General features: G+C 45.0%; 25 protein-coding genes. 10 read left to right on the forward strand and 15 right to left on the reverse strand.

Annotation, left to right across the window (positions count from 1 at the left end):
• The first annotated feature begins 214 nt into the window (after positions 1-214).
• A complete protein-coding gene (argA, locus tag NKU06_RS03640) occupies positions 215-1,564 on the forward strand; it encodes an amino-acid N-acetyltransferase (protein WP_254728819.1) in 1,350 nt (449 codons plus the stop codon).
• Between the two features lie 107 nt (positions 1,565-1,671).
• Positions 1,672-2,151 carry a DsbC family protein gene (locus NKU06_RS03645; protein ID WP_253222872.1) on the forward strand — a complete coding sequence of 160 codons (480 nt, stop codon included), beginning with the start codon at positions 1,672-1,674 and terminating at the stop codon, positions 2,149-2,151.
• A 79-nt stretch (positions 2,152-2,230) separates the two neighbouring features.
• Here the strand turns inward: NKU06_RS03645 and NKU06_RS03650 are convergent, their stop codons facing one another.
• The gene (locus NKU06_RS03650; protein ID WP_253222871.1) at positions 2,231-3,091 is read right to left on the reverse strand and encodes an FKBP-type peptidyl-prolyl cis-trans isomerase; all 861 of its coding nucleotides are present in this window, start codon (positions 3,089-3,091) and stop codon (positions 2,231-2,233) included.
• 270 nt (positions 3,092-3,361) lie between these two features.
• On the opposite strand from NKU06_RS03650, the gene NKU06_RS03655 reads away from it, so the two are divergent.
• The gene (locus NKU06_RS03655; RefSeq protein ID WP_253222870.1) at positions 3,362-4,546 is read left to right on the forward strand and encodes a mechanosensitive ion channel; all 1,185 of its coding nucleotides are present in this window, start codon (positions 3,362-3,364) and stop codon (positions 4,544-4,546) included.
• Between the two features lie 370 nt (positions 4,547-4,916).
• On the opposite strand, the gene argH is transcribed toward NKU06_RS03655, so the two are convergent.
• The gene (argH, locus tag NKU06_RS03660; protein WP_254728820.1) at positions 4,917-6,299 is read right to left on the reverse strand and encodes an argininosuccinate lyase; all 1,383 of its coding nucleotides are present in this window, start codon (positions 6,297-6,299) and stop codon (positions 4,917-4,919) included.
• Positions 6,300-6,449: 150 nt separating this feature from the next.
• Between argH and hemC the strand changes: the two genes are divergently transcribed.
• Entirely contained in the window at positions 6,450-7,415 is a 966-nt protein-coding gene (hemC, locus tag NKU06_RS03665) for a hydroxymethylbilane synthase (RefSeq protein ID WP_254728821.1), read from the forward strand.
• A gap of 5 nt (positions 7,416-7,420) precedes the next feature.
• Positions 7,421-8,182 (forward strand): uroporphyrinogen-III synthase, encoded by a 762-nt coding sequence (locus NKU06_RS03670; protein WP_254728822.1) that lies wholly within the window; start codon positions 7,421-7,423, stop codon positions 8,180-8,182.
• A 13-nt stretch (positions 8,183-8,195) separates the two neighbouring features.
• Here NKU06_RS03670 and NKU06_RS03675 read toward each other — a convergent pair whose 3' ends face one another.
• Together NKU06_RS03675 and NKU06_RS03680 are read right to left on the reverse strand one after the other, a co-directional pair.
• Positions 8,196-8,423, reverse strand: a complete 228-nt coding sequence (locus tag NKU06_RS03675) for a hypothetical protein (protein ID WP_253222866.1) — start codon at positions 8,421-8,423, stop codon at positions 8,196-8,198.
• A complete protein-coding gene (locus NKU06_RS03680; protein ID WP_254728823.1) occupies positions 8,398-8,697 on the reverse strand; it encodes a BrnT family toxin in 300 nt (99 codons plus the stop codon). Before NKU06_RS03680 ends, NKU06_RS03675 begins: the two co-directional genes overlap by 26 nt.
• Positions 8,698-8,896: 199 nt before the next feature.
• Between NKU06_RS03680 and grpE the strand changes: the two genes are divergently transcribed.
• The 4 genes from grpE (at position 8,897) to NKU06_RS03700 (ending at position 13,348) form a co-directional block, all read left to right on the forward strand.
• Positions 8,897-9,427 carry a nucleotide exchange factor GrpE gene (gene grpE / locus NKU06_RS03685; protein ID WP_078318352.1) on the forward strand — a complete coding sequence of 177 codons (531 nt, stop codon included), beginning with the start codon at positions 8,897-8,899 and terminating at the stop codon, positions 9,425-9,427.
• A gap of 203 nt (positions 9,428-9,630) precedes the next feature.
• The gene (gene dnaK, locus NKU06_RS03690) at positions 9,631-11,541 is read left to right on the forward strand and encodes a molecular chaperone DnaK (protein ID WP_254728824.1); all 1,911 of its coding nucleotides are present in this window, start codon (positions 9,631-9,633) and stop codon (positions 11,539-11,541) included.
• Between the two features lie 164 nt (positions 11,542-11,705).
• Entirely contained in the window at positions 11,706-11,960 is a 255-nt protein-coding gene (nqrM, locus tag NKU06_RS03695; RefSeq protein WP_253222862.1) for a (Na+)-NQR maturation NqrM, read from the forward strand.
• A 191-nt stretch (positions 11,961-12,151) separates the two neighbouring features.
• Entirely contained in the window at positions 12,152-13,348 is a 1,197-nt protein-coding gene (locus NKU06_RS03700) for an MFS transporter (protein ID WP_254728825.1), read from the forward strand.
• Here the strand turns inward: NKU06_RS03700 and NKU06_RS03705 are convergent.
• The 6 genes from NKU06_RS03705 to sdhC form a co-directional block, all read right to left on the reverse strand.
• Positions 13,337-14,212: an AEC family transporter gene (locus NKU06_RS03705; RefSeq protein WP_253222860.1), complete on the reverse strand. Its 876-nt coding sequence runs from the start codon at positions 14,210-14,212 to the stop codon at positions 13,337-13,339. The two genes, NKU06_RS03700 and NKU06_RS03705, sit on opposite strands and share 12 nt — an antisense overlap.
• A 91-nt stretch (positions 14,213-14,303) precedes the next feature.
• Complete coding sequence (locus NKU06_RS03710) at positions 14,304-14,882, reverse strand: GNAT family N-acetyltransferase (protein ID WP_253222859.1); 579 nt, start codon at positions 14,880-14,882, stop codon at positions 14,304-14,306.
• Between the two features lie 62 nt (positions 14,883-14,944).
• A complete protein-coding gene (locus tag NKU06_RS03715; protein ID WP_253222858.1) occupies positions 14,945-15,655 on the reverse strand; it encodes a succinate dehydrogenase iron-sulfur subunit in 711 nt (236 codons plus the stop codon).
• A 70-nt stretch (positions 15,656-15,725) separates the two neighbouring features.
• Positions 15,726-17,573 carry a succinate dehydrogenase flavoprotein subunit gene (gene sdhA, locus NKU06_RS03720; protein ID WP_253222857.1) on the reverse strand — a complete coding sequence of 616 codons (1,848 nt, stop codon included), beginning with the start codon at positions 17,571-17,573 and terminating at the stop codon, positions 15,726-15,728.
• A gap of 108 nt (positions 17,574-17,681) precedes the next feature.
• Positions 17,682-18,017, reverse strand: coding sequence for a succinate dehydrogenase, hydrophobic membrane anchor protein (sdhD, locus tag NKU06_RS03725; RefSeq protein WP_253224642.1), 336 nt, complete (start codon positions 18,015-18,017; stop codon positions 17,682-17,684).
• 17 nt (positions 18,018-18,034) lie between these two features.
• The gene (gene sdhC / locus NKU06_RS03730; RefSeq protein WP_253222856.1) at positions 18,035-18,424 is read right to left on the reverse strand and encodes a succinate dehydrogenase, cytochrome b556 subunit; all 390 of its coding nucleotides are present in this window, start codon (positions 18,422-18,424) and stop codon (positions 18,035-18,037) included.
• Positions 18,425-19,204: 780 nt separating this feature from the next.
• Between sdhC and gltA the strand changes: the two genes are divergently transcribed.
• On the forward strand, positions 19,205-20,482 hold the full coding sequence (gene gltA, locus NKU06_RS03735) for a citrate synthase (protein ID WP_254728827.1): 1,278 nt from the start codon (positions 19,205-19,207) through the stop codon (positions 20,480-20,482).
• Positions 20,483-20,615: 133 nt separating this feature from the next.
• Here gltA and NKU06_RS03740 read toward each other — a convergent pair whose 3' ends face one another.
• From NKU06_RS03740 to NKU06_RS03760, 5 genes are read right to left on the reverse strand one after another with little or no spacing between them, the layout of a single operon-like run.
• Complete coding sequence (locus NKU06_RS03740) at positions 20,616-20,999, reverse strand: carboxymuconolactone decarboxylase family protein (RefSeq protein ID WP_254728828.1); 384 nt, start codon at positions 20,997-20,999, stop codon at positions 20,616-20,618.
• Positions 21,000-21,059: 60 nt separating this feature from the next.
• The gene (locus NKU06_RS03745) at positions 21,060-23,546 is read right to left on the reverse strand and encodes a GIY-YIG nuclease family protein (RefSeq protein ID WP_254728829.1); all 2,487 of its coding nucleotides are present in this window, start codon (positions 23,544-23,546) and stop codon (positions 21,060-21,062) included.
• A 1-nt stretch (position 23,547) separates the two neighbouring features.
• A complete protein-coding gene (locus NKU06_RS03750; protein ID WP_254728830.1) occupies positions 23,548-24,591 on the reverse strand; it encodes an FRG domain-containing protein in 1,044 nt (347 codons plus the stop codon).
• The gene (locus NKU06_RS03755; protein WP_254728831.1) at positions 24,584-26,245 is read right to left on the reverse strand and encodes an Eco57I restriction-modification methylase domain-containing protein; all 1,662 of its coding nucleotides are present in this window, start codon (positions 26,243-26,245) and stop codon (positions 24,584-24,586) included. Before NKU06_RS03755 ends, NKU06_RS03750 begins: the two co-directional genes overlap by 8 nt.
• A gap of 4 nt (positions 26,246-26,249) precedes the next feature.
• The gene (locus tag NKU06_RS03760) at positions 26,250-26,918 is read right to left on the reverse strand and encodes a restriction endonuclease subunit M (RefSeq protein ID WP_254728832.1); all 669 of its coding nucleotides are present in this window, start codon (positions 26,916-26,918) and stop codon (positions 26,250-26,252) included.
• Between the last annotated feature and the right edge of the window lie 10 nt (positions 26,919-26,928).

Genomic DNA, 26,928 nt, shown 5'->3' on the forward strand with positions numbered 1-26,928 from the left:
TTTGATGAACCCTTTATCTGTTTAGTTATAGTAAATGAGTGCGTGCTGATGGCGGATTTTGGCAGCGGATTTTGTGCCATCATAGGAAATTGTTGGTGAAATTGTTGCAAAATCACTTGGCAGAATCCTAAAACTTTGCTATCGTATCAAGATTATCCTGCCTAAAAATCTTAAGAAAAATTTTGCCAAAAAATTTGCCTTGTTTGGAGCATTTATGACCACCATTTCAACTCAGACGACCGCGACCGAGACACAGTTCAATCATGTGCATTGGTTCCGCAACTCTGCCCCTTATATCAACACACACCGTGGCAAAACCTTTGTCATCATGTTCGGTGGTGAAGCGGTGGCGCATGACAGTTTTCATACCTTGATACATGATTTCGCCCTATTGCACAGCCTTGGCATTAAGCTTGTGCTGGTGCATGGTGCGCGCCCACAAGTCGAACAAAATCTCATTAGCCGCGGTCTGTCATCAAGCCTACACAACGATGTGCGCGTCACACCACGCGAAGCGATGCCAGCAATCCTTGAAGCGGTCGGCTCTATCCGTCTACAGATCGAAGCGCAGCTGTCGATGGGGCTTGCCAACTCGCCGATGTACGGCTCACGCATCGATGCCATTTCGGGCAATTTCGTCACTGCGCGCCCATTTGGCGTACGCGATGGCGTCGATTATCAGATGACTGGTGAAGTGCGCTCGATCGATGTCGATGCCATCCGCCACAATCTGGATAATGATCATGTGGTGATTCTTGGCCCGACGGGTTTCTCGGTAACGGGTGAGATTTTCAACTTACTTGCCGAAGACATCGCACTACAGACAGCCGTGGCACTTAAAGCCGATAAGCTGATTTTCCTAGGTGCAGAAGATGGCATCATCAGCCGCGATGGTCGCCTGCTGCGTGAGATGATTCCTAATGAAGTCGATCGCCTGCTGCGTGATCATGACACCGATGAAGGTAAGCATGTCGAAATCGCGCATTTCTTACGCTGTGCGGCGGCGGCGTGCCGTGAAGGTGTGCATCGTACGCACATCATCTCTTATGTCAAAGATGGTGCGCTGATCGAAGAGCTATTCACTCGCGATGGCTCAGGCACGCTGGTCAGCCACGATGCCTATGAGGAGATTCGCCGCGCCACGATCAATGATGTCATCGGTCTGCTTGAGTTATTGAAGCCACTTGAAGAGCAAGGCATCTTGATCCGTCGCACCCAAGAGCGACTTGAGCAAGAGATCGAGTACTATAATGTCATCGAGCGCGACGGTACGATCTTGGGCTGTGCTGCCTTGTATCCACTGGATCAGACATCAGCCGAAGTAGCAAGCCTTGCCATCCATCCAAACTACCGTAACGGCAGCCGCGGTGCGGACTTGTTGGCATTCTTAGAACTGCAAGCGCGCAGTCATGGTCGCCATCAGCTGTTCGCACTGACCACGCACACCGCGCACTGGTTCGTTGAGCAGGGATTTAGCGAAGTGGCGGTCAGCGATCTACCGAGCGAGCGTCAAGCGACCTATAATCATGATCGCAACTCAAAAGTGCTCAAAAAACAGCTATAAAAACACAGCCGCCAATGAGTGATCATGGGCGGTTTTTTTATAAAAATTCATTGATGATGAGTGGTCATCAATTTGGCATAAATTCCATTGGATAATTGGATAAATAAATGTACAAACTACTGCTTGGCTTAAGCCTTGCGCTAATCGGCAGTCATGCGCTGGCTGAGACGGTCAATTACCGCGCACTAAACCCAAAAAACGCCCTGATCTACAAAAGCGGCTCAGGCGCGATCAAATTCTCAGTCATCACCGATCCGCGATGCACCGCCTGCCGTGACCTTGAACGAAAATTGACCAAAATTGATAACATCACGGTCAATAAATATCTGGTGAATTATTTTGACAGCGCTGCCTACAGCCAAAACATCTGGTGCAGCGCGCGCCGCAATCAGGCTTATGACAACTGGATGCTGTACGGCATCGCACCGCCACCACGCTCAGCGTGCAAACTACCCTTGAACACCAACATGATCGTCGCCCAAAGCTTCAACCTGCGCGGCACACCGATGCTGATCAAGCCAAGCGGTGAAGTGCTGTACGGCTCACCGCCACTTGGTGAGTTGATCGCGTGGATCAATCGCCGATAAGCTTGTAACACACAATCAAACCCAAAAACAAAACCCCAAAGCTATCTTTGGGGTTTTGCATCCTTTGGAGTGGATTAGGTTATTTGCTCTCGGCTGGCTTTTCAGCAGATTGCGCATCAGCAGGCTTGGCATCGGCTGATTGTGCCGCAGCGGCTTTTTGTGCTTCTTCCATCGCACGAGCCTGTTCTTGCATCATTTTTTCCATTTTCGCTTGCGCTTCTTTGATTTGCGCTTCGTTTAATAGCTCAACGGTAAAGATCAAGACGCTATTCGGCTCAATGTTTTGGTTGCCTTGTTCGCCATAGGCAAGCTCAGCAGGGACATATAGCTCATACTTTGCACCCGGTTTCATCAGCTGCAAGCCTTCTGTCCAGCCTTTAATCACTTGGTTCAGCTGAAACTGCGCTGGCATACCGCGCTCATATGAGCTGTCAAATACTGTACCGTCGATCAGCTTACCTTCATAGTTCACGACCACAGTGTCGGTGGCTTTTGGTGATGTGCCGCTGCCTTCGGTGATGACTTTATACTGCAGACCAGATGCGGTGGTTTTCACGCCTTCTTTTTTGGCATTGTCCGCTAGGAATTTTTCGCCATCGGTTTTATTTTTGGCGATTTTTTGTTTCATTTCTTCAGCTTTACGCTTTTCATAGGCTTGACCCAATTCTGCCACTTGCTCAGGGGTTAAAGCGCTTTCTTTGCCTTCATAACCTTCTTTAAAGGCTTTGTAATAAACATCCAAATCCAACTTGTCTTCAACTTGCTTTAGGGCTTGACCTGCGTCATGACCAAAAACATAGCTCACCTTTTGCATTTCAGTGCTTTTATCGGTGATGACGGTAGATTTTTCGGCGCTGCCCGCTGCAGCTTCAGAATTTTTATTACAGCCTGTCAAGACCAAAGCCGCAGCCACTGCAGAAACCAAAAGTTGTTTTTTCATATGCATACTCAAAAATGATATTTAAAAAGTGAGTTACCCAGTCGGTAAAACAAGTGCCAATCATACCAAAATTTTGCACATTTCGCCATCAAAAAGCCCGACTTTTCGAGCCTTGATGTATAATTATTGTTAAGATTGTCATCAAATATTAACGATGTTGCACATACAGCACGCTTTGATGTTACAATTTGCGTGTTTGTTGCTGAAGACAAGTTGCACACGCCAACCATTCAGCAGCTCAATCCATTTTTTAGACACGGAGTAAATGGTATGGATTTCTCAAAAATCGCCATTTTTAACCAAACCCTACAAGGCCCGCTCGGCTCGATCGTCGGTGCTTTGATTATTCTTATCATCGGATGGATCATCGCAAGTCTGGTGCGTCGTGCGCTTGCGACCGTACTGTCAAAAACCAGCCTTGACACGCGTCTAAGCCAAGGCGCTGGCATTCAGCCAATCAGCGGTGTGATTGCTGATTTGGTCTATTGGTTCATTCTTTTGATCGTTTTGACCATGACCGTTGGCCGCTTAGGCTTGAACGGTTTGTTCACCCCATTGACCAACATGATTGATAAGACTTTTGCCTTTATGCCAAACGCGCTATTGGCTGCATTCGTAATGTTCATCGGCTTTATTGTCGCCAAGATCGTCCGCAGCATGGTAACAACTGTCGTTTCTCGCTTGAATCTACAAGCTTTGTTCAATAAAGCAGGCGTCAGTGACCAAAACAACTTGCCAAGCATCGCAGGCTCGATCGTCTTTTTATTGACCATCATTCCATTTTCGATCGCGGCATTGGACGCACTAAAAGTCGAGTCAATCTCTCGTCCTGCGACCAATATGCTTAATAAGATCATGGAAGCGTTGCCGAATGTCTTCACGGCATTGGCGATTTTGGTCATCACTTATTTGGTGGTGCGCTTGGTTGCCAACATCATCAAGGGCTTGATCGCAGATACACAGCTGGATACTTTGCCTGAGAAAGTCGGCCTACAAAGCGTGCTAGGCAGCAAAAAACTGTCTGATGTCATCGCTTGCGGTATCCTATTTTTCGCCATGCTATTCGCTGTCGTGGCAGCGGCTGATCTGCTTGGCTTTGTGCCGATCAGCGATATCATCACCATGTTCATCGCCTTTGGTGCGCAGATCATCTTGGGCGCGGTGATTTTGACCATCGGTTTTTGGTTGGCGAACCTGATCGCAGGTGCGGTTGAACGCTCTGAGCAAGGCTCAAAATTCCTAGCCAATATCGTACGAGTCCTAATCATGGGTCTAGTACTGGCGATGGGTCTAAAAGCCATGGGTATCGCTGACAGCATCGTAAACCTAGCCTTCGGTCTGACGCTGGGCGCAGTCGCGGTGGCATTCGCGCTATCGTTCGGCTTGGGCGGTCAAGAAGCGGCAGCACGCTATCTACGTCGCCTACAAGATAAGCTTGAAAAGAATGATGAATAAGCCTTTTTAAGCTATAAGCCAAAACCCCTTAAGTGTGATGCTTAAGGGGTTTTTGCATGGGTGACGATTATCAATTAGCCCACAGTCATCGCAAACATAGCTATCATCTTAAAAACGGAAAGATTGGTGGTCAAAAAGCAGCATTAACGGAAGAATTGGTGACATAAGTGGAAAACGGTCGGATATTTTCCACTTAAAAGCAGGAAAATCACTCAGTTTTGGTATAAAATTAAAAGAAACCGCCAAATTTAAGTACAATAAGTGGAAATTTATAGTCAAATTTCCGTTAATACCCCCAATCTTTCCACATATTAATAGTAATAAAAAACCGCCACACTTTCGTATGGCGGCTAATCAGATTACACCAATATCAAATACGCGTACGACCGCGAGCAATGGCTTGTTTGACTTGATTGGGCGCTGTGCCACCGATATGATCACGGGCGTTTAGCGAGCCTTCTAGCGTCAAGCACTCAAAGACATCATCCTGAATTAAGTCGCTAAAGCTTTGTAGCTCAGCAAGGCTCAGCTCACTTAAATCCACGCCTTTTGCCACACCCAGTGCCACCGCTTTGCCGACCACTTCATGCGCATCACGGAACGGCAAGCCTTTTTTGACCAGATAATCCGCCAAATCGGTCGCTGTGGCATAGCCTTTCATGGTGGCTGCACGCATATTGTCGCTATTTGGCACCAGATTTGGCAGCATATCAGCAAAAGCAAGCAGTGAGCCTGTCAAGGTATCCACACAGTCAAACAGTGGCTCTTTGTCTTCTTGGTTGTCTTTGTTGTACGCCAATGGCTGATTTTTCATAAGTGAAAGTAAAGTGGTGAGCTGACCAAACACACGAGCTGCCTTGCCACGCACAAGCTCAGGCACATCAGGGTTTTTCTTTTGTGGCATGATGGATGAGCCTGTGCAGAAGCGATCAGGCACCGCCACAAAGCCAAACTGCGCACTCATCCATAGGATAATCTCTTCGCTCATGCGAGATAAATGCATCATCAAAATAGACGCATTGGCAGTAAATTCAATGGCAAAATCACGGTCAGAGACAGCGTCTAGCGAATTTTGGCAAATGCCTTCAAAGCCCAAGAGTTCAGCGGTAATCGTACGGTCAATCGGATAAGTCGTGCCTGCCAGTGCTGCGCTGCCAAGTGGCATTTGATTGATACGACGGCGAGTGTCGGCAAAGCGTTCACTATCACGGGTCAGCATCTCAAACCACGCCATCACATGATGACCAAAGCTGACAGGCTGTGCAGTCTGCAAGTGGGTGAAACCGGGCATGATGGTGGTCGTGTGTTTCTCCGCCAAATCCAGCAGTCCTGACTGCAAGCGCTTGAGTAGTGCCAAGATATTATCGGTCTCATCGCGTAGCCACAGACGAATGTCGGTCGCGACTTGGTCGTTACGGCTGCGGCCCGTGTGCAGTTTTTTGCCGACATCGCCGACGATGGCAGTCAGACGGCTCTCAACATTCATATGCACATCTTCAAGCGCTACCGACCACACAAAGCTGCCGTTATCAATCTCAGCTTGAACTTGTTTGAGTCCATCGACGATGATTTGGCTTTCGTCCATGGTGATGATGCCACAGCGACCAAGCATGGTGGCGTGAGCGATAGAGCCTTGGATATCTTGTTTTGCCATGCGTTTGTCAAAATTCACCGATGCGGTAAATTCGGCGACAAAACTGTCGGTCGCTTCACTAAAACGACCGCCCCACATACTTGAAGTTTGTTCACTCATGATAAATCCTTGGATTGACTTAAATATTAGCCAAAGTATAACACATCTTCACCATCGCATTCATCAATTATCCGTGTGTGGCATGGCTTTTATATCCCAAAGGTTTTATAATAGCGTTATTGATTATTTTTTGGAATTTTGGATAAGCCCATGACCACTCGCACACTCACCATCGCCACTCGCCAAAGTCCATTGGCACTATGGCAAGCCAATTTTATCAAAGATGCTCTTGAGCGTCTGTATCCACAGATGAGTGTCACCCTGCTTGAGATGGTGACTCGTGGTGATAAAATCTTAGACACGCCACTTGCCAAGATTGGTGGCAAAGGTTTATTTGTCAAAGAGCTTGAGCAGGCTTTGTACGATGGGCGTGCCGATATTGCCGTGCACTCGCTCAAAGATGTGCCGATGGTCCTGCCCGAAGGCTTAACGCTTGGGGCGTATTGCAAACGCCATGCACCGAGTGATGCTTTTGTCTCAAATCAGTTTGCACACCTTGATGAGCTGCCAAAGGGTGCGGTGCTCGGCACATCTAGCCTACGCCGTGAATGTCAGCTTCGCCAAGCTCGTCCTGATTTGACCATCAAAAGCCTGCGTGGCAATGTCGGCACTCGCCTAGCCAAGCTGGATGCTGGTGAGTATGATGCCATTATCCTAGCTACAAGCGGACTTCAGCGACTAGGGCTCGATGCTCGCATCCGTCACGAGCTGGATGAGTCACTGTCGTTGCCTGCGGTGGGTCAAGGGGCGCTTGCCATCGAATGCCGAGCTGATGATACTGAGATTTTATCGCTCTTAGCACCGCTCAATGACACCACCACCGCCCTGTGCGTGATGGCAGAACGCGCGATGAACCGTACGCTTGAAGGCGGCTGTCAAGTGCCAATCGCAGGCTTTGCAACCATTGATGGTAGTGCACTACGACTGCGTGGGCGTGTCGGCTCTGTCGATGGTAAGGTATTATTAAAAGCCGAAAATACCATCACCCTAGGCGATGATGTCACTGCCAATATCACAGCGGTGGAAGCACTCGGCGAACAAATCGCCCGTGAGCTACTCGCCCAAGGTGCAGATGTGATTTTAAAAGAAGTGTATCAATCCGCTGATAACGCCTAATCACCATGCCAGCCCCTTTGCCAATACTCATCAACACCCGCCCCACCCATCGGGGCGATGCCATCCGCCAGATGACGGGCGTGACGGTGGTGGACTTGCCACTGCTTGAGATTCGCTCACTATCGATTAGTGAATATGAGCGGACGATGATGATGCAGTTTTGTCAAGGGGCGTATGATGCCTTGGTCATCACCAGTATCGAATCAGCACGGCGAGCCTTGGATTATCTGCATACGCATCAGATAGACTTGCCAGTCCATCAGCCAAACACCCCCATCATCGCCGTTGGTACAGCCACTGCCCAAGTGATGCAAGCATATGGCTTTGATGTTATCCTGCCACAGACCGCCAACAACGAAGGAATGCTTGCCACACCCCAAATCGCAAGTCTGACCACACATGACCGAGTGCTGATTTGGCGTGGGATTGGTGGGCGACGACTGCTGCATGACACACTGACGGCAAAGGGCGTACACATCGATGCCATCGAGTGGTATGAGCGGGCGACACCGCCAGATTTGTTGGATAACTTTACCGCCACCTTGCCCACCCTGCCTAGCCATGCCCATGTCATCATCAGTAGTGAGATGGCGTATCAGGCATGGACGAGCCTACCGCACGCAGAGACAAGGTATCACTATTTGGCACTGGGGGAGCGACTCGCCCATATCATCCGTACGCATGAGCCAACCGCCATCATCAGCATGATTGACGATTTATCCGTGCAGGCGATTGGGCGTGCTATTGGCACCCACCCCAACGACTAACAAATTTGAGCAATTACGCCATTTTCACCGCCATAAAATGGCGAATCACCGCATTGATATGGTCAATGGTGGCATCATCTTGATGCGATAGCCACTGCTGCACATCATTTGCCAAAAGCTGTCTTTGGGCTGAAGATTGTTTGGCTTGTCTGCGTGCCAATGCAGGCACTTCATGAACAGGCTTGGCATTTGCAAAATCCAGTTCAGCCATTTTTTTATCTAGTTTTGCATCTACTTTCATATTGCTTCCTTTGTCGTGGTTCAGCCAATCTTGATGATATGATACGCACATCATCATCTCTTATTGTCCAATTCACAATCAGCACTCGATTCTTTGCGCTCATGCCAATGGTAAAATAACGCATCTCGCCATCATGCTCACCGTCATCATCAATGGTCAACGCATAGGGATCATCAAGCACGGTATCAGCTTCATAAAAATCGATGTCATTGTGCTTTTCTTGGTTTGTGCGATTTTTATTGGGATCAAACTGCAAATCTGATTGTTTACTCATCTTTTGACACCTTGCATATGTATTGCTAGTATAGCACCAATCAAAAGACACACAAAGCATTTCTCATCTTGATTAACTACCCGACATCATCATAATTTTGCCAAAAATTTCATCTTTTATCGCCCCATCCCCTTGAAAAATCCTATCTTTACCATTATCAAGGCAGGGATTTGATTTTATGTTTAATTTTGGGGTAATTATGACCGAGCAAACCAACAACGACATCTTGGATGATAGCGTAGAAACCACCGAGCAAGCGACCGAGCTTGACGAAGTTGCGACACTCAAAGCCACCATCAGCGAGCTTGAAGCACAAGTCAAAGACGCCAAAGAAGTCGCCGCGCGTGCCAATGCTGAATCCTACAACGCCCAGCGTCGTATGGAACAAGAAACGGACAAGGCAAAAAAATACGCCCTACAAAAATTCGCCAAAGAACTACTCGATGTCGTCGATAACCTTGAGCGCGCCATCGATGCCAGCGAAAAAGCAGGCGCTGATGACAGCACCCTTGAGGGGCTAAAACTGACCCATAAATCACTGCTGACCGTCCTTGAAAAAAATGGCGTGGTCGCAGTCGGTCAAGTTGGTGATGCTTTCAACCCTGATATTCATGAAGCTGTCGGCATCTTCCCTGATGCCGAAAAAGACACCATCGGTCAAGTGCTCCAAAAAGGCTATACGCTCAACGAACGCACTCTACGCCCTGCGATGGTGCTTGTTGGCGGCTAATGCATTGACTTGTGGGATTTATTGAATGATTTCAATGGCTTAAAAGTCAAAAATTTTTGAAAAATTTTCAATTTTCTCCCTTGAAAAGTACAAAATCACACAAATATAGCAGTTAAGCTTGGCAAGATTGTTAAAATAAAATTTTCAACCTTGCCTAATTAGTAAAAATTTTCACATTAAAATATCTAAAATTGGAGTAAACTATGTCTAAAGTAATCGGTATTGACCTAGGTACCACCAACTCATGTGTGGCTGTCCTAGAAGGTGACAAAGTCAAAGTCATCGAAAACGCAGAAGGTGCGCGTACTACGCCATCAATCGTTGCGTTCAAAGATGGCGAAATCTTGGTCGGCCAAGCAGCCAAGCGCCAAGCCGTCACCAACCCAAAAAACACCCTATTTGCCATCAAGCGTCTGATTGGCCGTCGTTTTGAAGACAAAGAAGTCCAAAAAGACATCTCACTTGTCCCATTCAAAATCGTCAAAGCTGACAATGGTGATGCATGGGTCGATGTTGATGGCAAAAAACAAGCGCCACCACAAATCAGTGCTGAAGTACTGCGTAAAATGAAAAAGACTGCTGAAGACTATCTAGGCGAGCCTGTGACTGAAGCTGTCGTAACCGTACCTGCGTACTTCAACGATGCACAGCGTCAAGCAACCAAAGATGCGGGTAAAATCGCAGGTCTGGATGTGAAGCGTATCATCAACGAACCAACCGCTGCTGCCCTTGCTTATGGCATGGACAAAAAAGGCGGCGATAAGACCATCGCTGTCTATGACCTAGGTGGTGGTACATTTGACGTGTCAATCATCGAGATTGCTGATGTCGATGGCGAGCAACAATTTGAAGTACTAGCAACCAACGGTGACACTCACCTTGGTGGTGAAGACTTTGACTTGGCATTGATTGATTATTTGGTTGAAGAGTTCAAAAAAGAACAAGATGTCAACCTAAAAGGCGACCCACTAGCGATGCAACGCCTAAAAGAAGCTGCCGAAAAAGCCAAAATTGAGCTATCAAGCAGCCAATCAACCGAAGTGAACTTGCCATACATCACCGCTGATGCGACAGGTCCTAAGCACCTTGTGATCACCATCAGCCGTGCTAAGCTTGAGAGCCTAACCGAAGAGATGGTTGCTCGCACGATTTTGCCTTGCAAAACTGCACTAGAAGATGCTGGCCTATCTACCAGCGACATCGATGATGTCATTCTAGTCGGTGGTCAAACTCGTATGCCACTGGTACAACAAAAAGTACAAGAATTCTTTGGCAAAGAGCCACGCAAAGATGTGAACCCTGATGAAGCGGTCGCTATGGGTGCAGCGGTGCAAGGTGCGGTACTGTCTGGCGACAAAAAAGATGTATTGCTGCTGGATGTGACCCCACTTACCCTAGGTATCGAAACCATGGGCGGCGTGATGACTGCCATCATCGAGAAGAACACCATGATTCCAACCAAAAAATCACAAGTGTTCTCAACAGCAGCCGACAACCAACCTGCGGTATCAATCCAAGTGTATCAAGGTGAGCGTAAAATCGCCAACCAAAACAAACTGCTTGGCAACTTTGATTTGACTGACATTCCACCTGCACCACGCGGTGTACCACAAATCGAAGTCACCTTTGACATCAACGCTGACGGCATCATGAACATCAGCGCCAAAGACAAAGGCACTGGCAAATCACAGTCAATCCAGATCAAAGCCGACTCAGGTCTGTCTGATGCCGAGATCGAAGAGATGATCCGTGCCGCTGAAGCGAATGCTGCTGAAGATGAGAAATTTGCTGCCCTTGCCAATGCTCGTAACGAAGCAGACGGTCGTATCCACGGTGTCCAAAAAGCGATGAAAGACGCTGCGGACAAAGTGACTGATGACGAAAAAGCCGCTGTTGAAGCAGCCATCAGCGCACTAGAAGCTGCCACCAAAGAAGATGATGTCGATGACATCAAAGCCAAGCTTGAAGCGCTTGATAATGCCTTCTTGCCAATCGGTCAAAAAATCTACGCCGATGCTGGTGCACAAGGCGCAGACGCACAGCCACAGCAAGACGCTAAGCCTGCTGATGATGGCGTGGTGGATGCTGAATACACCGAAGTCAAAGACAAGTAATTTGTCAAAAAACCCAAAAATGACTCATCAGATGATGGGTCATTTTTTTATAAAACTTATACAAAAACAAGCATTTATTTGCAAAAAATCAGCAAACAGCAGCGGCAAACGATGGTATAATACGCCAATTGACATTTTGTATCAGTATGCATAAGGCGGACTGTATGAGCGATTTACTTTATCAATTCATCCCTGTATTTGCGGTCACTTTCGGCGTATTTGTCCTATTTTTCCTATTCATGGGTGTTGGTTATATGGTAAAAAAACAACCACTCAAAGGCTCATGCGGTGGCGTGGCAAAAATGATGGGCGACGAATATTGCCAATTTTGTGGCAATGACCCAAATAAATGCGAAAGCCAAGCTAAGCTTGATAAAGACATCCAAAATAAAGCACAAAGCCTGTCAAAACCTGCTTAAGCTTTGGGTTTATTATGATAAAACAGTCATTTTAAAAATGGCTGTTTTTTGTTTTGGGAAAATGACGGGTTATTGCCGATACCATCTTTACAAACCCCACCCGCCATAACCATTAATACCGCGTTCTACCCTTGAGTTTGCCGCCGATAAGCCCTACAATACCACAACATTATAACAATCCAATCATACCGATGAACACACAGACGCACGCAGCGAATAAGACGATTTTATTATTACTGATCATAGGCTTGGTTTTTGCCGCGGTGAATATGCGCTCGCCTTTGGTGATGCTTGGCTCGGTCGTGCCGCTGCTTGGGCAGGATTTGGGATTGTCCGCCACACAGATCGGCTATCTTGGTGCGCTACCAATGCCGTTATTTGCACTGGGCGCACTGTTCTCACCGATGCTTGCGCGCCGTTTTGGGCTTAATCAAATGATGATCGCGATGACTGCACTACTCACGCTCGGTGTGGCGGTGCGCGTTTGGTTCGGCGTTGGGTTTTTGTTCTTAGGTACGCTGATTTTATCCTTCGCCATCGGTATACTCAATGCCTTGACCGCACCATTTATCAAGCACTGCGCACCCAATCACATCACCTTTGCCACTGGAGTTTTTAGCTTAAGTATGTCGGTACTTGCAGGCTTTGCTGCGTGGGTGGTTGTACCGATGGCAGATGTGGCAGGTTGGCAGCTATCGATGAGTGTGTGGGCGGCATTTGGTGCGTTGGCAGCGCTGATTTGGTTTGGCATTTATCGGGTCAATCATCACGCGCAAGCATACACAGCCGCGCAGCACCCTGCGACATTTAACGCATGGCGCACGCTAGCAGCTTGGCAGATCGCGGTGCTGATGGGCTTGCAGTCGTTTTTATTTTATACGGTGGCGAGTTTTTTGCCATCGATTGCGATGAGCTTTGGGTATGAATTGTCAGCATCGACACAATTTGCCCTGCTGTTTCAGCTGATGGCTCCTGTGGCGATTCTGCTGATGACTTATCTGATCAAGCGCGGTCTTTCTACGGCGATCGTCGGTCTGATCGGTAGCGTATGCAATTTTCTTGGGGTGGTAGGTTTATTATACGCGCCTGACTGGATGGTGGTTTGGTCAGCGGTGATGGGCTTTGGCTGCGCGGTGATTTTCACCCTATGCCTGATGCTATTTTCGCTACGCACCACCAGTACTGAGCATGCGCGCGATTTATCAGGTATGGTGCAGGCGGTTGGCTATTTCATCGCGATGTGCGGACCACTGATGATGGGTAAATTATTTGAGCATTTTGGTGATTGGTACTGGGCATTGATTGCCATGAGCGCATTGATGCTGATTAATATTCCGATGGGTATCTGGGCAGGTAGCAGCGAGAAAGTAGATCAATCACACCAATAATACCGCCAGCACCGCAGGCAGACTTAGCATCGCAAGCGCCGTCTGCATACTGATAATCTGCGCCATCAAAGGATGATTACCGCCCAAAACCTTAGTCAGAACATACGCCGTCGGCGCAGTCGGTAAAGCAAAAAATAGCGTCACCACCTGCTGATCCAGCCCAACCAGCCCCATCACCGTACAGAGCACAAAGGCGATCGCAGGCATGGCAAATAATCTGATCGCACTATTAAGCCACACTGCCGCTGCGTGCGCGGTCATGACATCACTGCCTAGATCATTGATCCGCCCAAACTTCAGCCCCGCACCAATGCACAACAAGCCCAGTGGCAAACTTGCCGCGCCAAACATGGATAACAAATCCACCGCCATCGTCGGCACAGGCAGCGATGTAGCATTGTATGCCATCGCAGCTAGGCACGAGATAATCAGTGGATTTTTTAATAAATTTAACAAAACACCGCTGATGGATAGCCCTTGATGTGCGGTCAAAGACAGCACCGAGATCACATTAATGATCGGAATAAAAATGGCAATGATCAATGAAAACAGCGTCATGCCATCATCACCGAACAATGATGCAACCAATGCCAAGCCAACATAAGTATTAAAGCGGATGGTGCTTTGGGTATAGACACCGATGTTGTGATGTGAGACTTTTAGGATAATTTTGGCAAGCAATAAACCTGCCACCGCGATCGCCATCACCACAGCGACCACCGCCACCACAAGCCCAAATTCCCCCAATGCCACATCCGCCCGCGCAATGGACAAAAACAGCAATGATGGAAATAGGACATAGTAGTTTAACTTATCAATCCCTTGCCAAACTGTATCCGCAACAAAGCCATAACGGCGCAGCAACTTGCCTGCGATGATGCATAAGCTAAGGGGAATAAGGCTATTTAATATTAAACTGATCACCCGTGGTCAGTCCTTGATTTTATTTCGACAGCTATCGCAATCGCGCTAATAAACGCTGCTTATTATCCTGCCATTCATCCTTGAGCATACTGTACATCACAGTATCACGCACCGTGCCATCACGGCGCAATAAATGGTGGCGTATGACACCATCTTTTTTCATGCCCAAGCGTTCGATGGCTTTTTGACTGGTAAAATTCAAACAGTCTGTACGCAAGCCCACAACATCACAACCCAAAGTTTCAAAAGCATGTGTCAAAAGCATAATTTTACACGCTGTATTCACATGGGTGCGCTGAGCCGATTTGGCATACCAAGTCCAACCAATTTCAACACGGCGAATGTCTTCCATAATGTCATGATAACTGGTCGTGCCAAGCACTTTATTTGTCGCATCATCAATGACAGCAAAAGCAAAACGCACAGGATTGACCAAAGCCTGCTGGATATAAGGAACAATTGTTTCAGGCGTCGGCGCACTAGTGACAATAATCTCCCACAACTTACCATCTTCTACAGCTGCTATCAGACCATCGGCGTGTGAATAGCACAATGGCTCTAGGCGTACGCCGTGCAGTTTGAGCGTGACAGGCTTGACTAAAGTTTGCATAATTACTCCAAAGACAACAAAACCACACCAATAGTGATGTGGTTTTGTGTATCATACTGATATCAACCCGCTTGGTCAAGTAGCATACTGCGGATATGACCGATTGCTTTGGTTGGGTTTAGACCTTTTGGACATACCGATACGCAGTTCATGATGCCACGGCAGCGGAATAGGCTGAATGGGTCATCCAGACGAGCCAAGCGCGCTTGGGTGTCACTGTCACGGCTGTCGATAATGAAACGATAGCCATTTAGCAGCGCTGATGGACCTAGGAACTTGTCTGGGTTCCACCAGAATGATGGGCATGAAGTTGAGCAGCACGCACATAGGATACACTCATACAGACCATTTAGCTTCTCGCGATCTTCTGGTGATTGTAGGCGCTCTTTTGGTGGCGCTGGTTGATTGTTGATCAAATATGGATGAACTTTTTCGTACTGTGCGTAGAATTGGTTCATGTCCACGACCAAATCTTTGATCACAGGCAGGCCCGGTAGCGGGCGGATGGTGATCTTGTTTGGCAGAGTGTTCATGTTGATCAAGCAAGCAAGACCGTTTTTGCCATTGATGTTCATACCATCAGAACCACAGATACCTTCACGGCATGAGCGGCGGAAAGTCAGGGTCTCGTCTTCACGCTTTAGGCGCAATAGCACATCCAGTAGCATACGGTCTGAGTCCAATAGCTCAACGGTGTATGTCTGCATGTATGGGGCTTTGTCTTTGTCTGGATCGTAGCGGTAGATCTCTACGATGCGGGTGCCTCGACTCATTGTATTTCTCCAGTAATTTTGTGTCTGGCTGGCATATCACCAGCCATCCTTTATCTTGTCAATGGGTTGATTAGAAAGTACGCACGCGTGGTTCGCAATAATCTACAGTCAGTGGCTTTTTGCGTACTGGCTTGTACACGACTTTATTGCCTTCTGAGTACCATAGTGTATGCTTCATCCACTCACGGTCATTACGGCCAAGTGGTGCTGGCTCGTAGTCCGCTGGGTGTTCATAATCAACAACCATGTGTGCACCACGGCACTCATGACGAAGAGACGCTGAGATCATGGTTGCTTTTGCCACTTCGTATAGATTCGCCACTTCTAGAGCTTCGATACGAGCGGTATTGAAGACTTGAGATTTGTCCGCTAGGTGGATTTGGTTGATCTTCGACTCTAGTGCCAAGATACGCTCCACGCCTTTGTCCATCAGCTCTTGAGTACGGAATACACCTGCATGGTCTTGCATGATTTGGCGGATTTCGTCGCCCACTTCTTGTGCATTAAAGCCATCGGTAGATTCTTGTAGCTTGTTCAAGCGACCTAGCGTAAAGTCTAGTACTTGTGGGCTTAGTGGCTTGTACTTGTGCTCAGTTTGATGGAATTCATCGATGATGTGCTGACCTGCAGCGCGACCGAATACCACTAGGTCAAGCAGTGAGTTCGTACCTAGGCGGTTCGCACCGTGTACAGATACGCACGCACATTCGCCGATTGCATATAGACCTTTGACGACTTTACCTTCGGTGTATAGACCTTGCTCATCCACTGGGCCTTCTAGGTTTGGTACAGTGACTTGACCGTGGATATTGGTTGGGATACCGCCCATCATGTAGTGAATGGTTGGGACAACTGGTACTGGCTCTTTGGTGATGTCCACATTACCGAAGTTACGGCTGATTTCGAATACTGAAGGCAGACGCTTCATGATTGAGTCATGGCCTAGGTGAGTCATATCCATCACGATGTAGTCGCCATTTGGACCACAGCCGCGACCTTCTTTGATTTCTTGGTCCATTGAGCGAGAAACGAAGTCACGCGGTGCAAGGTCTTTTAGCGTCGGTGCATAGCGTTCCATGAATGCTTCGCCATGCTTGTTACGCAAGATCGCACCTTCACCACGGCAGCCTTCGGTCAATAGTACGCCCGCGCCTGCAACACCCGTTGGGTGGAATTGCCAAAATTCCATGTCTTGTAGTGGAATGCCAGCACGCACCGCCATACCTAGACCGTCACCTGTGTTGATATAAGCATTGGTCGATGCCTTGAAGATACGACCTGCACCACCTGTAGCTAGTACGGTAGTGTGTGCTTGGAATACAGAGACATTGCCTGTTTCTTGTTCTAGTGCGATGACGCCATTGATGTTGCCTTCTTCGTCTTTGATCAGATCAAGTGCGATCCATTCAACGAAAAATTGCGTGCCTTTTTCAAGGTTCTTTTGGTACAGCGTATGTAGTAGCGCATGGCCTGTACGGTCAGCTGCTGCACACGCGCGTGGCACTGCTTTTTCGCCATAGTTCGAGCTGTGGCCACCGAATGGACGCTGATAGATTGTGCCATCGGCGTTACGGTCAAATGGCATACCCATATGCTCAAGCTCATACACCACTTTTGGTGCTTCGCGGCACATATATTCGATGGCGTCTTGGTCGCCTAGCCAGTCAGAACCTTTGACAGTGTCATAAAAATGGAAATGCCAGTTATCATTGCTCATATTACCCAATGATGCACCGATACCACCTTGGGCAGCGACGGTGTGCGAACGGGTTGGGAAAACTTTGGTAATAACCGCAACTTTCATACCGCCATTAACCAGCTGTAGAGAAGCGCGCATACCAGAACCACCACCGCCAACGATGACTGCGTCAAAGTTTAGCGTAGGGATGTTATTGATTACAGTATCTTGTGTTGCCATGTTAGTTCCTAAATATTGTTTTATTTGGTGTTAATGGGTTGGCTTAGCGCCTGATTTTGATAATATACTTAAAATGCGTGACAATAAAACATCATCACAGACCATCAATTACCAAAAAATCATCACACCCCAGAACAAATACACCAAAACAGCGATGATCACCAATGACTGAATCACCAAACGCAGACCTGATGATTTGACATAGTCCGTCAAAACTGTCCACATACCCACCCATGCGTGGAATACCAAAGACAGCACCGCAACTAGGCTAAATAGTTTCATTGGTAGGCTTAGCATAAAACCTTGCCAAGCTTCAAAAGTCACATCGTTAAATAGGAAAAATCCTACCATCACAACGCTATAAACCGCCAAAACCACAGCACTGATACGCTGCAAGATCCAATCGCGAGAACCTGAACCTGTTAGGCCAGTCGCACTTTTAATACCAGAATTATTTCTCATTAGAACATCACCCATACAAACGATGCGACAATCAGTACAGCAGCAATGACAAAGCTGATCACAGCAGCGGTACGGCCCGAGTTGAACTCTTCGTTCATGCCAAGGTCAGCAAGCAAGTGCTTGATACCCATCACGAAGTGATATGCAGTTGCTGCCACGAAAATCCAGGCAACAAAACGCACGGCGGCATTTTCAAATACAGCAGCAAAACCTTCTGCTGATGACAATGAAGTTTGCAGAATGCACAGCATCACAGGGACAAGCAAAAATAGTACAATCCCAGAAATACGATGCAAAATAGACGCCATCGCAATCGGTGATTTTGAGTTCACCGCGATTACTTGGCTTAACGGTAGGTTAATCGGTCGGTTGCTTTTCACAGCGGGCATCCTTATCTAATTTACGCCGAAAAGTGGCAATCAGAGCTGGCTAAAAGGCAATGTAAGGACAAACCCAAACATCGCCCACGACTCGCCCAACTTGAGCAAGACAGCGAGCACCACTAAAAATAAACATTTTCGACATCACATATCATTCAAGCTGTACTTAAAAAGCACAGGTCTTAAAAATGCAAGTGATTATCATTTAAGAAAATGCGAGGATAAATAATTTAAATTATAAAACGCTTGGGCGATAATTACAAACAAATTCCTACATTTTGGGTAAAATTCCCGTGATTTTTTTAAAAAATATCCAAAAAACCACCAAAAATCAGTCAATTTAATTGTTACAAAACATAACACAGCGGTAAAAGCGCTTGCCAAGTGACCAACTTCGCCCTAAAATCACGATTAAGCAGTAGATGGTTGTTTACTAAAATTTGGGTAAATTTTGCAAATAATGCTTGTAAGTTTGCCAAAGTTTTTGTATTATCCGAAATACTCCTGCTGAGTGCATCTGTTCACAGATGTTTAATTTAATAAGCAAAACAAGGAAGCCACACTTAAAATTGGCTAAGGGCTTAGCCGAGTGAGTGTGAATGATTTCGTCCGATTGTATGAGTGCTTGCAGAGGGCGTGTTGTACTTTTATACCACTGGAAGTTTTTACAAGGCTTTTTAACTTGTAAATATAAAAGTTCAAAACACCTTGGCGCTACAAGGAAGTGGTGGCTGTTGCCAGTACGATACAAGGTTTCGGACGCAACCCAATCGAAACGAGGTTCATTTTATGTCAAAGAAAGTTACCCTGACCGTTGATGGTGTCGAATATGATATGCCTGTGCTGGAGAGCACGCTAGGTCGCCCTGTACTGGATGTCAGTGCCGTTGCCAAGGCTGGTCTATGGACTTATGATCCAGGCTTTATGGCGACCGCACCAGTAGAATCAAAAATCACTTATATCGATGGTGAAAAAGGCGAGCTACTACACCGTGGCTATGCGATCGATGATTTGGCGTCAAACGCTGACTACCTAGAAGTCTGCTATGCACTACTGTACGGTGACCTACCAAATGCCGAAGAAAAAGAGAAATTCTACGCTCGTGTCTCTAGCCACATGGCAGTACACGATCAACTGCGTAAATTCTTCGAAGGTTTCCGCCGTGACGCTCACCCAATGGCAATCATGGTCGGTGTCGTCGGTGCGCTATCAGCCTTCTATCATAACCACCTAGACATCTCTGATCCTGCACACCGTGATGAGACTTGCGTGGACTTGATTGCAAAAGTACCAACCTTGGCAGCGATGAGCTACAAATACTCAATCGGCGAACCGTTCATGTATCCACGCAAAGACTTCAGCTATGCTGAAAACTTCCTATACATGATGTTCGCTACCCCAGGTGAGCCTGACTACAAGGTGAATCCAGTACTGGTCAAAGCCATGGATAAAATCTTCACCCTACACGCTGACCACGAACAAAACGCATCAACTTCTACCGTGCGTTTGGCTGGCTCAACTGGTGCCAACCCATATGCGTGTATCGCAGCAGGTATCGTGGCACTATGGGGTCCATCACACGGCGGCGCGAACGAAGCTGTCCTACAGATGCTAGACGAAATCGGCTCAGTCGAGCACGTCGAAGAATTCATGGAAAAAGTGAAGAAGAAAGAAGTGAAGCTGATGGGCTTTGGTCACCGCGTCTATCGTAACTTTGACCCACGTGCCAAAGTGATGAAAGAGACTTGTGATGAAGTACTAGGCGCACTAGGCATCAACGATCCTAAGCTTGAGCTTGCGATGAAACTTGAGCAAATCGCTTTGAACGACCCATACTTTGTAGAGCGTAAACTATATCCAAACGTTGACTTCTACTCAGGTATCATCCTAAAAGCAATCGGTATCCCAACCTCAATGTTTACCGTAATCTTCGCTCTAGCACGTACTGTGGGCTGGATCAGCCACTGGACTGAAATGCACTCAGAGCCGTTCAAAATCGGTCGTCCACGCCAACGCTACACTGGTGAGACACACCGTGAGTTCGTACCTGTGGACAAGCGTAAATAATCCGATTCATAACGGATTTACTATAAAAATTTCCCCAAGTGATCGCTTGGGGAAATTTTTTTGTGGTGCAAAAAAACACCGCTTCAGCTCATGGCAAAAGCGGTGTCAAGCTTATCGTTTGGTGGTGATGGCATTAAGGCAACAATCCCATCTCGGTCAGCACATCGACGGCAGCACGGTAGGCTTCTTGGGTTGCAGGTGCGCCACAGTAGGGTAAGCTGTGTAGCAGTACTTCTTGGATTTCTGCAACGGTTGCACCATTATTGATTGCCCCACGAATATGCCCTTTGAGCTCCGTTGGACTTTTTTGGGCGATCAAGAACGCCATGGTAATTAATGAGCGTGTTTTACGGTCAATACCATCGCGTTGCCAAGTTGAACCCCAAGCGTGTTCATTGATCCAGTCTTGTAATGGTGCAGTAAATGGTGTTACCTGTCCCATTGAACGCTCGACATGCGCATCCCCCATCACTTGCTTGCGTACGGTGATGCCGTTTTGGTAGGTTTGATTGGTCATTTGATAGCTCCTTATGAAATAATAATCCAAATTAAGATGCTATCACAGACCGCTCAGATTTTAAAGCACATCATCTCGTCTGATGCGTGTATTAAACAATCCGATATACTCATCTTTTTTATCAATCCCTACATACTCAAGGCTCGCATCTTCATACCGTTTAAACTTATAAACGGCATCATTCATCACACTTTCATCAAAGACATTTAATGACACCAAAAGGGCAAAATCCGCCTGCGACAATCCCGTTACTTTGGTAAATAATTCAGGTTCAAGCTCTTGTATCACATCTTTTAGGCTATGTTCTCGATAGTCAGACAAATACATAAAAATCGGAATGCGTGTAGCGAACTTGATGAGCTTTTCTTGGATTTGTTTTCGCAAGGATTTTTGCTCCTTTTCTTCGTCGCTCAAAGTCTTTTTATCTTCTTTTGACAATTTGCCATCATTTTCTTTGGCTTTTTCTTTTAAACCTTTGATTTTTTCACTGCGGTTAATAACGACTTCAATATCATCATTGAGACTTCTAAACTCTTCAATTTTCATCAAAGCATTCAATGCGTCTTGATTTGCCATCAGATTTTTCAAAGTAACATCATCAACATTAACCAGCAATGCCGATTGCCAACGGCGTGCCAGTAGCGTTGCCGTTGTGCCACTCATCGCCATATCCAGCAAAAGTTTAGCGTCCACTTGTTGCATCGCACTGCCATCATAGGCAAGCACAGGCAAAAAGGCAATAAATTCAGCGACTTTACTCTCTGGATTGCCTTCTTTTGGGTTTAATTTATGGGCATAATCAGCGATTTGGCGTAAGGCACGATTGGGAGCAAAATCAAAAATATAGCATTGATTTTTGATGATATTTAGCTCATCATCACCCCGCACTACCCAAGGGGTTTGCACCCGAAATCCTGCCTGAAAATAAGTCTCAGGGCTGGCACAATTTCTTAGCATAAAAATCCCCGTCCACGCAGGCACAGACACGCCTGTCATCAGCTTGCCACACGACAGCGTAATGGATTTTGTTGAAAGCGGATTATTACCGATTGCTTTTTTGACAGGCTCTAAGGCTTTATCGCCCATTCCTGCATGATTGCCTGCCGATACGATGATGTCATAATCATGATAAAATTTATTATTGGGCGCTTTTAATAAATTCGCCATCGCATAGCAACTTGCCACACTGGGCAAAAACCAAAGTGTATGTAATAAACTGTTTAATAAATTCGTATCACTAAATGGCATTGGCGGTTTGGCATTGCCTTGTTTGAGATTGGTAACTATCATCTCATCAAGATTATCACGAATTAAATCCAGCCATTTTTGTACATAGGTTTGATGTTTAAATTTAGCCGTTTCACCATTGCCGTCCGCTTTAAAAAACTCACCCAAATCAAACTCATTAAACTCGCCTTGCATGGCAATCGTGCGGATATTTTCTGGTAATTGATAGGTTAAGAGCATCATTTGTGGTAATGACAAATAAGGATTATCCCCTTTTGCATTATCCCATTCTAATTTGGCTTTTTGTTCATCGCCATAGGTCCAATTAAAAATTTGCTCTTCAATAAATTCTCCAGACGCAATCGCCCGAAATGGCGTACCTGATAAATACAAATAATGCTCTGTGGTAATTGGCAAGTCCTTTTCATCAAAACTTTCTACGCTGATTTCCATGTCTTGATATTCGTTTTGCATTTGTGTCAATTCTTCATCTTTGGCAAAAAGCGATTTGGCACTATCACGCCACGCCCCAAAATGATATTCATCAAATACCACACAATCCCAATTCATTGCGTGCAGTTCTTGGTTTTTGGCTTTGATATTGCCAAACTTATCTCTACCCAAAACATCTTGAAAAGATGCAAAATAAACCATTGGCTTATTTTTATCATAATCCGCTAATTTTAATTCACTATCACGGCTAATAAATTGCCAACCATTAAAATCACTGTGCGTGGTCAAATCTTCCTGCCACGCATTTTTTACCGCAGGTTTAAAGGTCAAAATCAGCACTCGTTGCCAATTCATGTGTTTGGCAAGCTGATAAGTGGCAAAGGTTTTACCAAATCGCATTTTGGCATTCCACAAAAAATGCGGTGTGCGATGATTGTTCTTATCTTGCTTGATAGAATTAAAATAATGAGCGGTTTTATTCACAGCGTCCAATTGCTCGGGACGCATTTTAAAATCTTGCGTTCTTTGTCTCTCAAAAGTTTTGGCTTGTTTGATATTTAAAATGGCATTTTTAATGGTATCCAAATGACATTCAAACCATTCACCTGCAATGCGGTTAATGCCCATTGTTTCTAGCATCTTATGCACGGCAAAATCTTTAAAAGAACTGCCATCATCTTTAATCGCCAAAGTTTCATATTCCACTTGCCAGCTTTGGCTTGGTGTCACGGTTGGATAATGTTGTTTCATTCGCTCCATAACCGTTTCTTGGGCAGTGTAGCCGACTTTGAGACAATTTGGATAACGGCTATCAGAATAAACATAAATCTTTGGGGCGTGGATTTGGTTAAAGGTTGGGTTGGTCATTCTAAATATCCTTGTAACGATTGATGATATGGATAGCTTGCTTGTCTAATTCGGGAAATAGTGTTTGTCTTGAAATACCAAAATACTCCAATTCGCCCAAAATATCCTGTTTGGAATGTCTATCAATAATTATTCTTTGATTATTGATGGTTCTTTGCCAATTTTTATCAATTTCTGCTGGATAAATTTTTCTACCATTGATACCAAAAATTAAGAAAGCACCGTGTTGTTTTAAAATTCTTGGATTGGTATGTTTTGCTCTCACACACAAAACTTGGTTAAAATGTTCTCTTTGAATATTTGGCAAAAAATATGGTTTATCTTTACGAATATCGTGCAATAACTTAACAATATGTTTTTGTCTATTAAATTCTTCTATTACCAAATGTCTTAACATATCCAATCTGTCATCTCTTGGCAAACTTTTAATTTCTTGTATTAATGAAATAAAATACTCCAATTCTTGTTCTTTCTTTTTATTTTTTAAATAATTTAAAATTTCATTTTCAGAAATAATTCTTAGATATTTTTTTCTTTCAAGATTGTATTTTGAAAGTACAGATATTTTTTTAACATCAAAATCATTATCTTGCAAAGAAACAGCTGATAAAATAGCAACAGTATCACTGTCTGGATATTTTATTTCGTTGGTTGGTATATCAAAAACAATAACTTCTCCATCTACTGATTTATCTATTTTTACTTCATTAACTTCACAAGTATCAATTGCAAAATATAAAGCAACCAAAGCATTAGATGTAATATCCAAAAGCCTTGTTTTGTAATCATAGTGTTGTAATTTGACTAATTTTTCAAACAATGTTTCATTATCAGAAAAATAATTTGAACAATAAGTAAATGCGTCTTGAATAATTTTATTTTCATTATCTATCAAATATTTTTGACGATAAATACTAGGAATAAGTTGATAACAACAATTAGAATGCCCTCGAAAAAATCGTGATTTATCTCTATCACATTCCCCTAACTCTGATAAAACATTGACAAAATCCGCAACACTTTCAATTCTAATCGCATTACTCATCACCATCTCCCAAGTCCAACTGTGATTGTGCGGTCTTTTTACTGCGAGTTTTCTTAGGTTTATCGCTTATATCATCCATTGGGCGAATCATTTCTTGAATATATTTAATCTCTTCATTATTTAATCCATATTTTAGAAATAATTCACTATCAGTCCATGGTTTTGAAAAATCTTGGACTGGTACTAGCTGATAAACTCTCTTTGGTGCATCTTGGGTATTCTTAATTAGCGTTACCAAAAAATGAAAAAATTTCGTCCCCATGTAACTAATAACATTGTTACAAGTTTTCTCATCTTGAAATAAACCTACTACTAAGTATGTTTCTGTACAAGCCGTATTTACTCCTGCATACATCGGCTTCAATAAATCATTTTTGCTATCGCCCGTACCGAATGCTCTTGGTATAATAACTTTGTGTCTCAAAACCCAATCTCTATTTTTTGGAATTTCCGAGATTTTTATATAGCCAACACCCCCATTTTGATAAAGCATGACATTTTCATTGCACTCGGTGTAAGGTTTTGGATTTCCCTTTACAAAAGTCCTCAATCCAAAAGGTTTTAACGAACTAACCAAATCCGAAAAACTTGCTTCATTAAATTTTCTAACTTTATTCAAAATAGCAACCGCTTTATTATATCGAATAAAGATATCAACCCCTTGCTCTTTTAAAGGGCGTTTTGTTTGCGAAACACATTTGCCATTTTCATAAGTAAAGACTTCGCAATCGTCTTGATGATTGGCTTGCCATAAAAAATAGCTTACACCCCCTTTGATTTCTACATTATCAAAGCAATCTTTAGAATTTGGGAAATCATGTAATTGCTTAATGCGTTTATCATTGAGCATATTATCCCGAAATTCATCAAGTCCTTTACCACCTGCAAACCATCGGCTTGGCGTAATCATGATTAGATAATTAGGATTAAGTTTTTTGGCTTGCTCAACAAATTTATGATAAATCGGGGCGGCACTTGCTCCTGCACCACCATCGCTTAGCTGATAAGGCGGATTACCAATAATCACATCAAATTTCATTTTTTCTAACTCTTTATATTGATTGGATTTATTGGTATGGATAAACGCATAGGCGTGGTTTTCTAGCCCCTTACGCTCACCGAATACCGCTTCGCTTGCACCGCACTGTGTGCATTTGCCATTTTGAAAATCATGCTCTACCTGCCCAAAAATGATATTCCCCATATCATCATCAAAGCCTGTACAGATAGACAGCCGTGAATTGGCTTCTTTGGCACAATAGACACTACGGCGAGACAGCAATGCCGTCAGATGTGTGATGGCGATACCAAAGACTTGCTTGGTCAGAATATGGTTAATGCGAATTTGCCTGTCAGGGATTTGCTTAGCAAGTCCTTTATCCAATCGCTTGACAATCTCACGCAAAAATACGCCTGACTTACACACAGGGTCTAAGAATGTCGCTTGGGGATTTTGCCAAATATCAGCTGGCAACAAATCAAGCATTTGATTGGCAAGTTTCGGTGATGTAAAAACTTCATCATTAGAAAGACTGGACAAACAATCAAGCACATCAGGGTTGTACGCGAGTTCAAATAAATTTAATTGACCCTTGCCGATATTATCCAAATCAGGAACGATGTTGCTATCCACTTGAATATTTTCTACCTGCATATACTTATCCTTGTTCAAATAAATTTAAAAAATGAATTGGGGGATATTCCTGAATCGGCTTGGCAATAAAGCCCTTATCAACAGGTGATTGGTTGTCTATTTTTTCGACAAGATTTTCATAAACAAAATCACGGCGATTGAGCTTAATATCACTAACAAATGCCCATTCGCTAAACACGATGGCATCACCATCATGGTCTTTGAGCGTCAAGGCATCACCGTGGACAATATTTTTGGATAATAAAAATTGAGCGACACCAATCACCGCTTGATTGATATTCCCAAAATGCGTTCGATAATGAGATTCAAATAACGACAATAATCGACTACGGCACTCGCTGACATTATCGGCAAGTAGTTCAATGCCATAAATGCTTGAAATCGCCCAAATAGCATCTCGCTCATAGTGGCTTTGGGAATATTTGGGAGATTTTTGACTTTTGTTGATTTGTGATTTTGCCAATACGGTTGTCAGTTTGCGTGTTAGGATTTCTGCCAAGAAATTACCCGTGCCACACGCAGGCTCAAGAAAACGACTGCCAATTTGCTGACTTTGGATTTTGACCAAATCAAGCATGGCACGAACCTCACGCTCATGAGTAAAGACCTCGCCATGGTCAGCGACACGCTTTTTGGATTTGGTTTGGGATTGAGTTTTGGCGGTATCGGTCATTGTGTACCGC

This window comes from Moraxella sp. FZLJ2109, assembly GCF_024296965.1.
Classification (GTDB): Bacteria; Pseudomonadota; Gammaproteobacteria; order Pseudomonadales; family Moraxellaceae; genus Moraxella.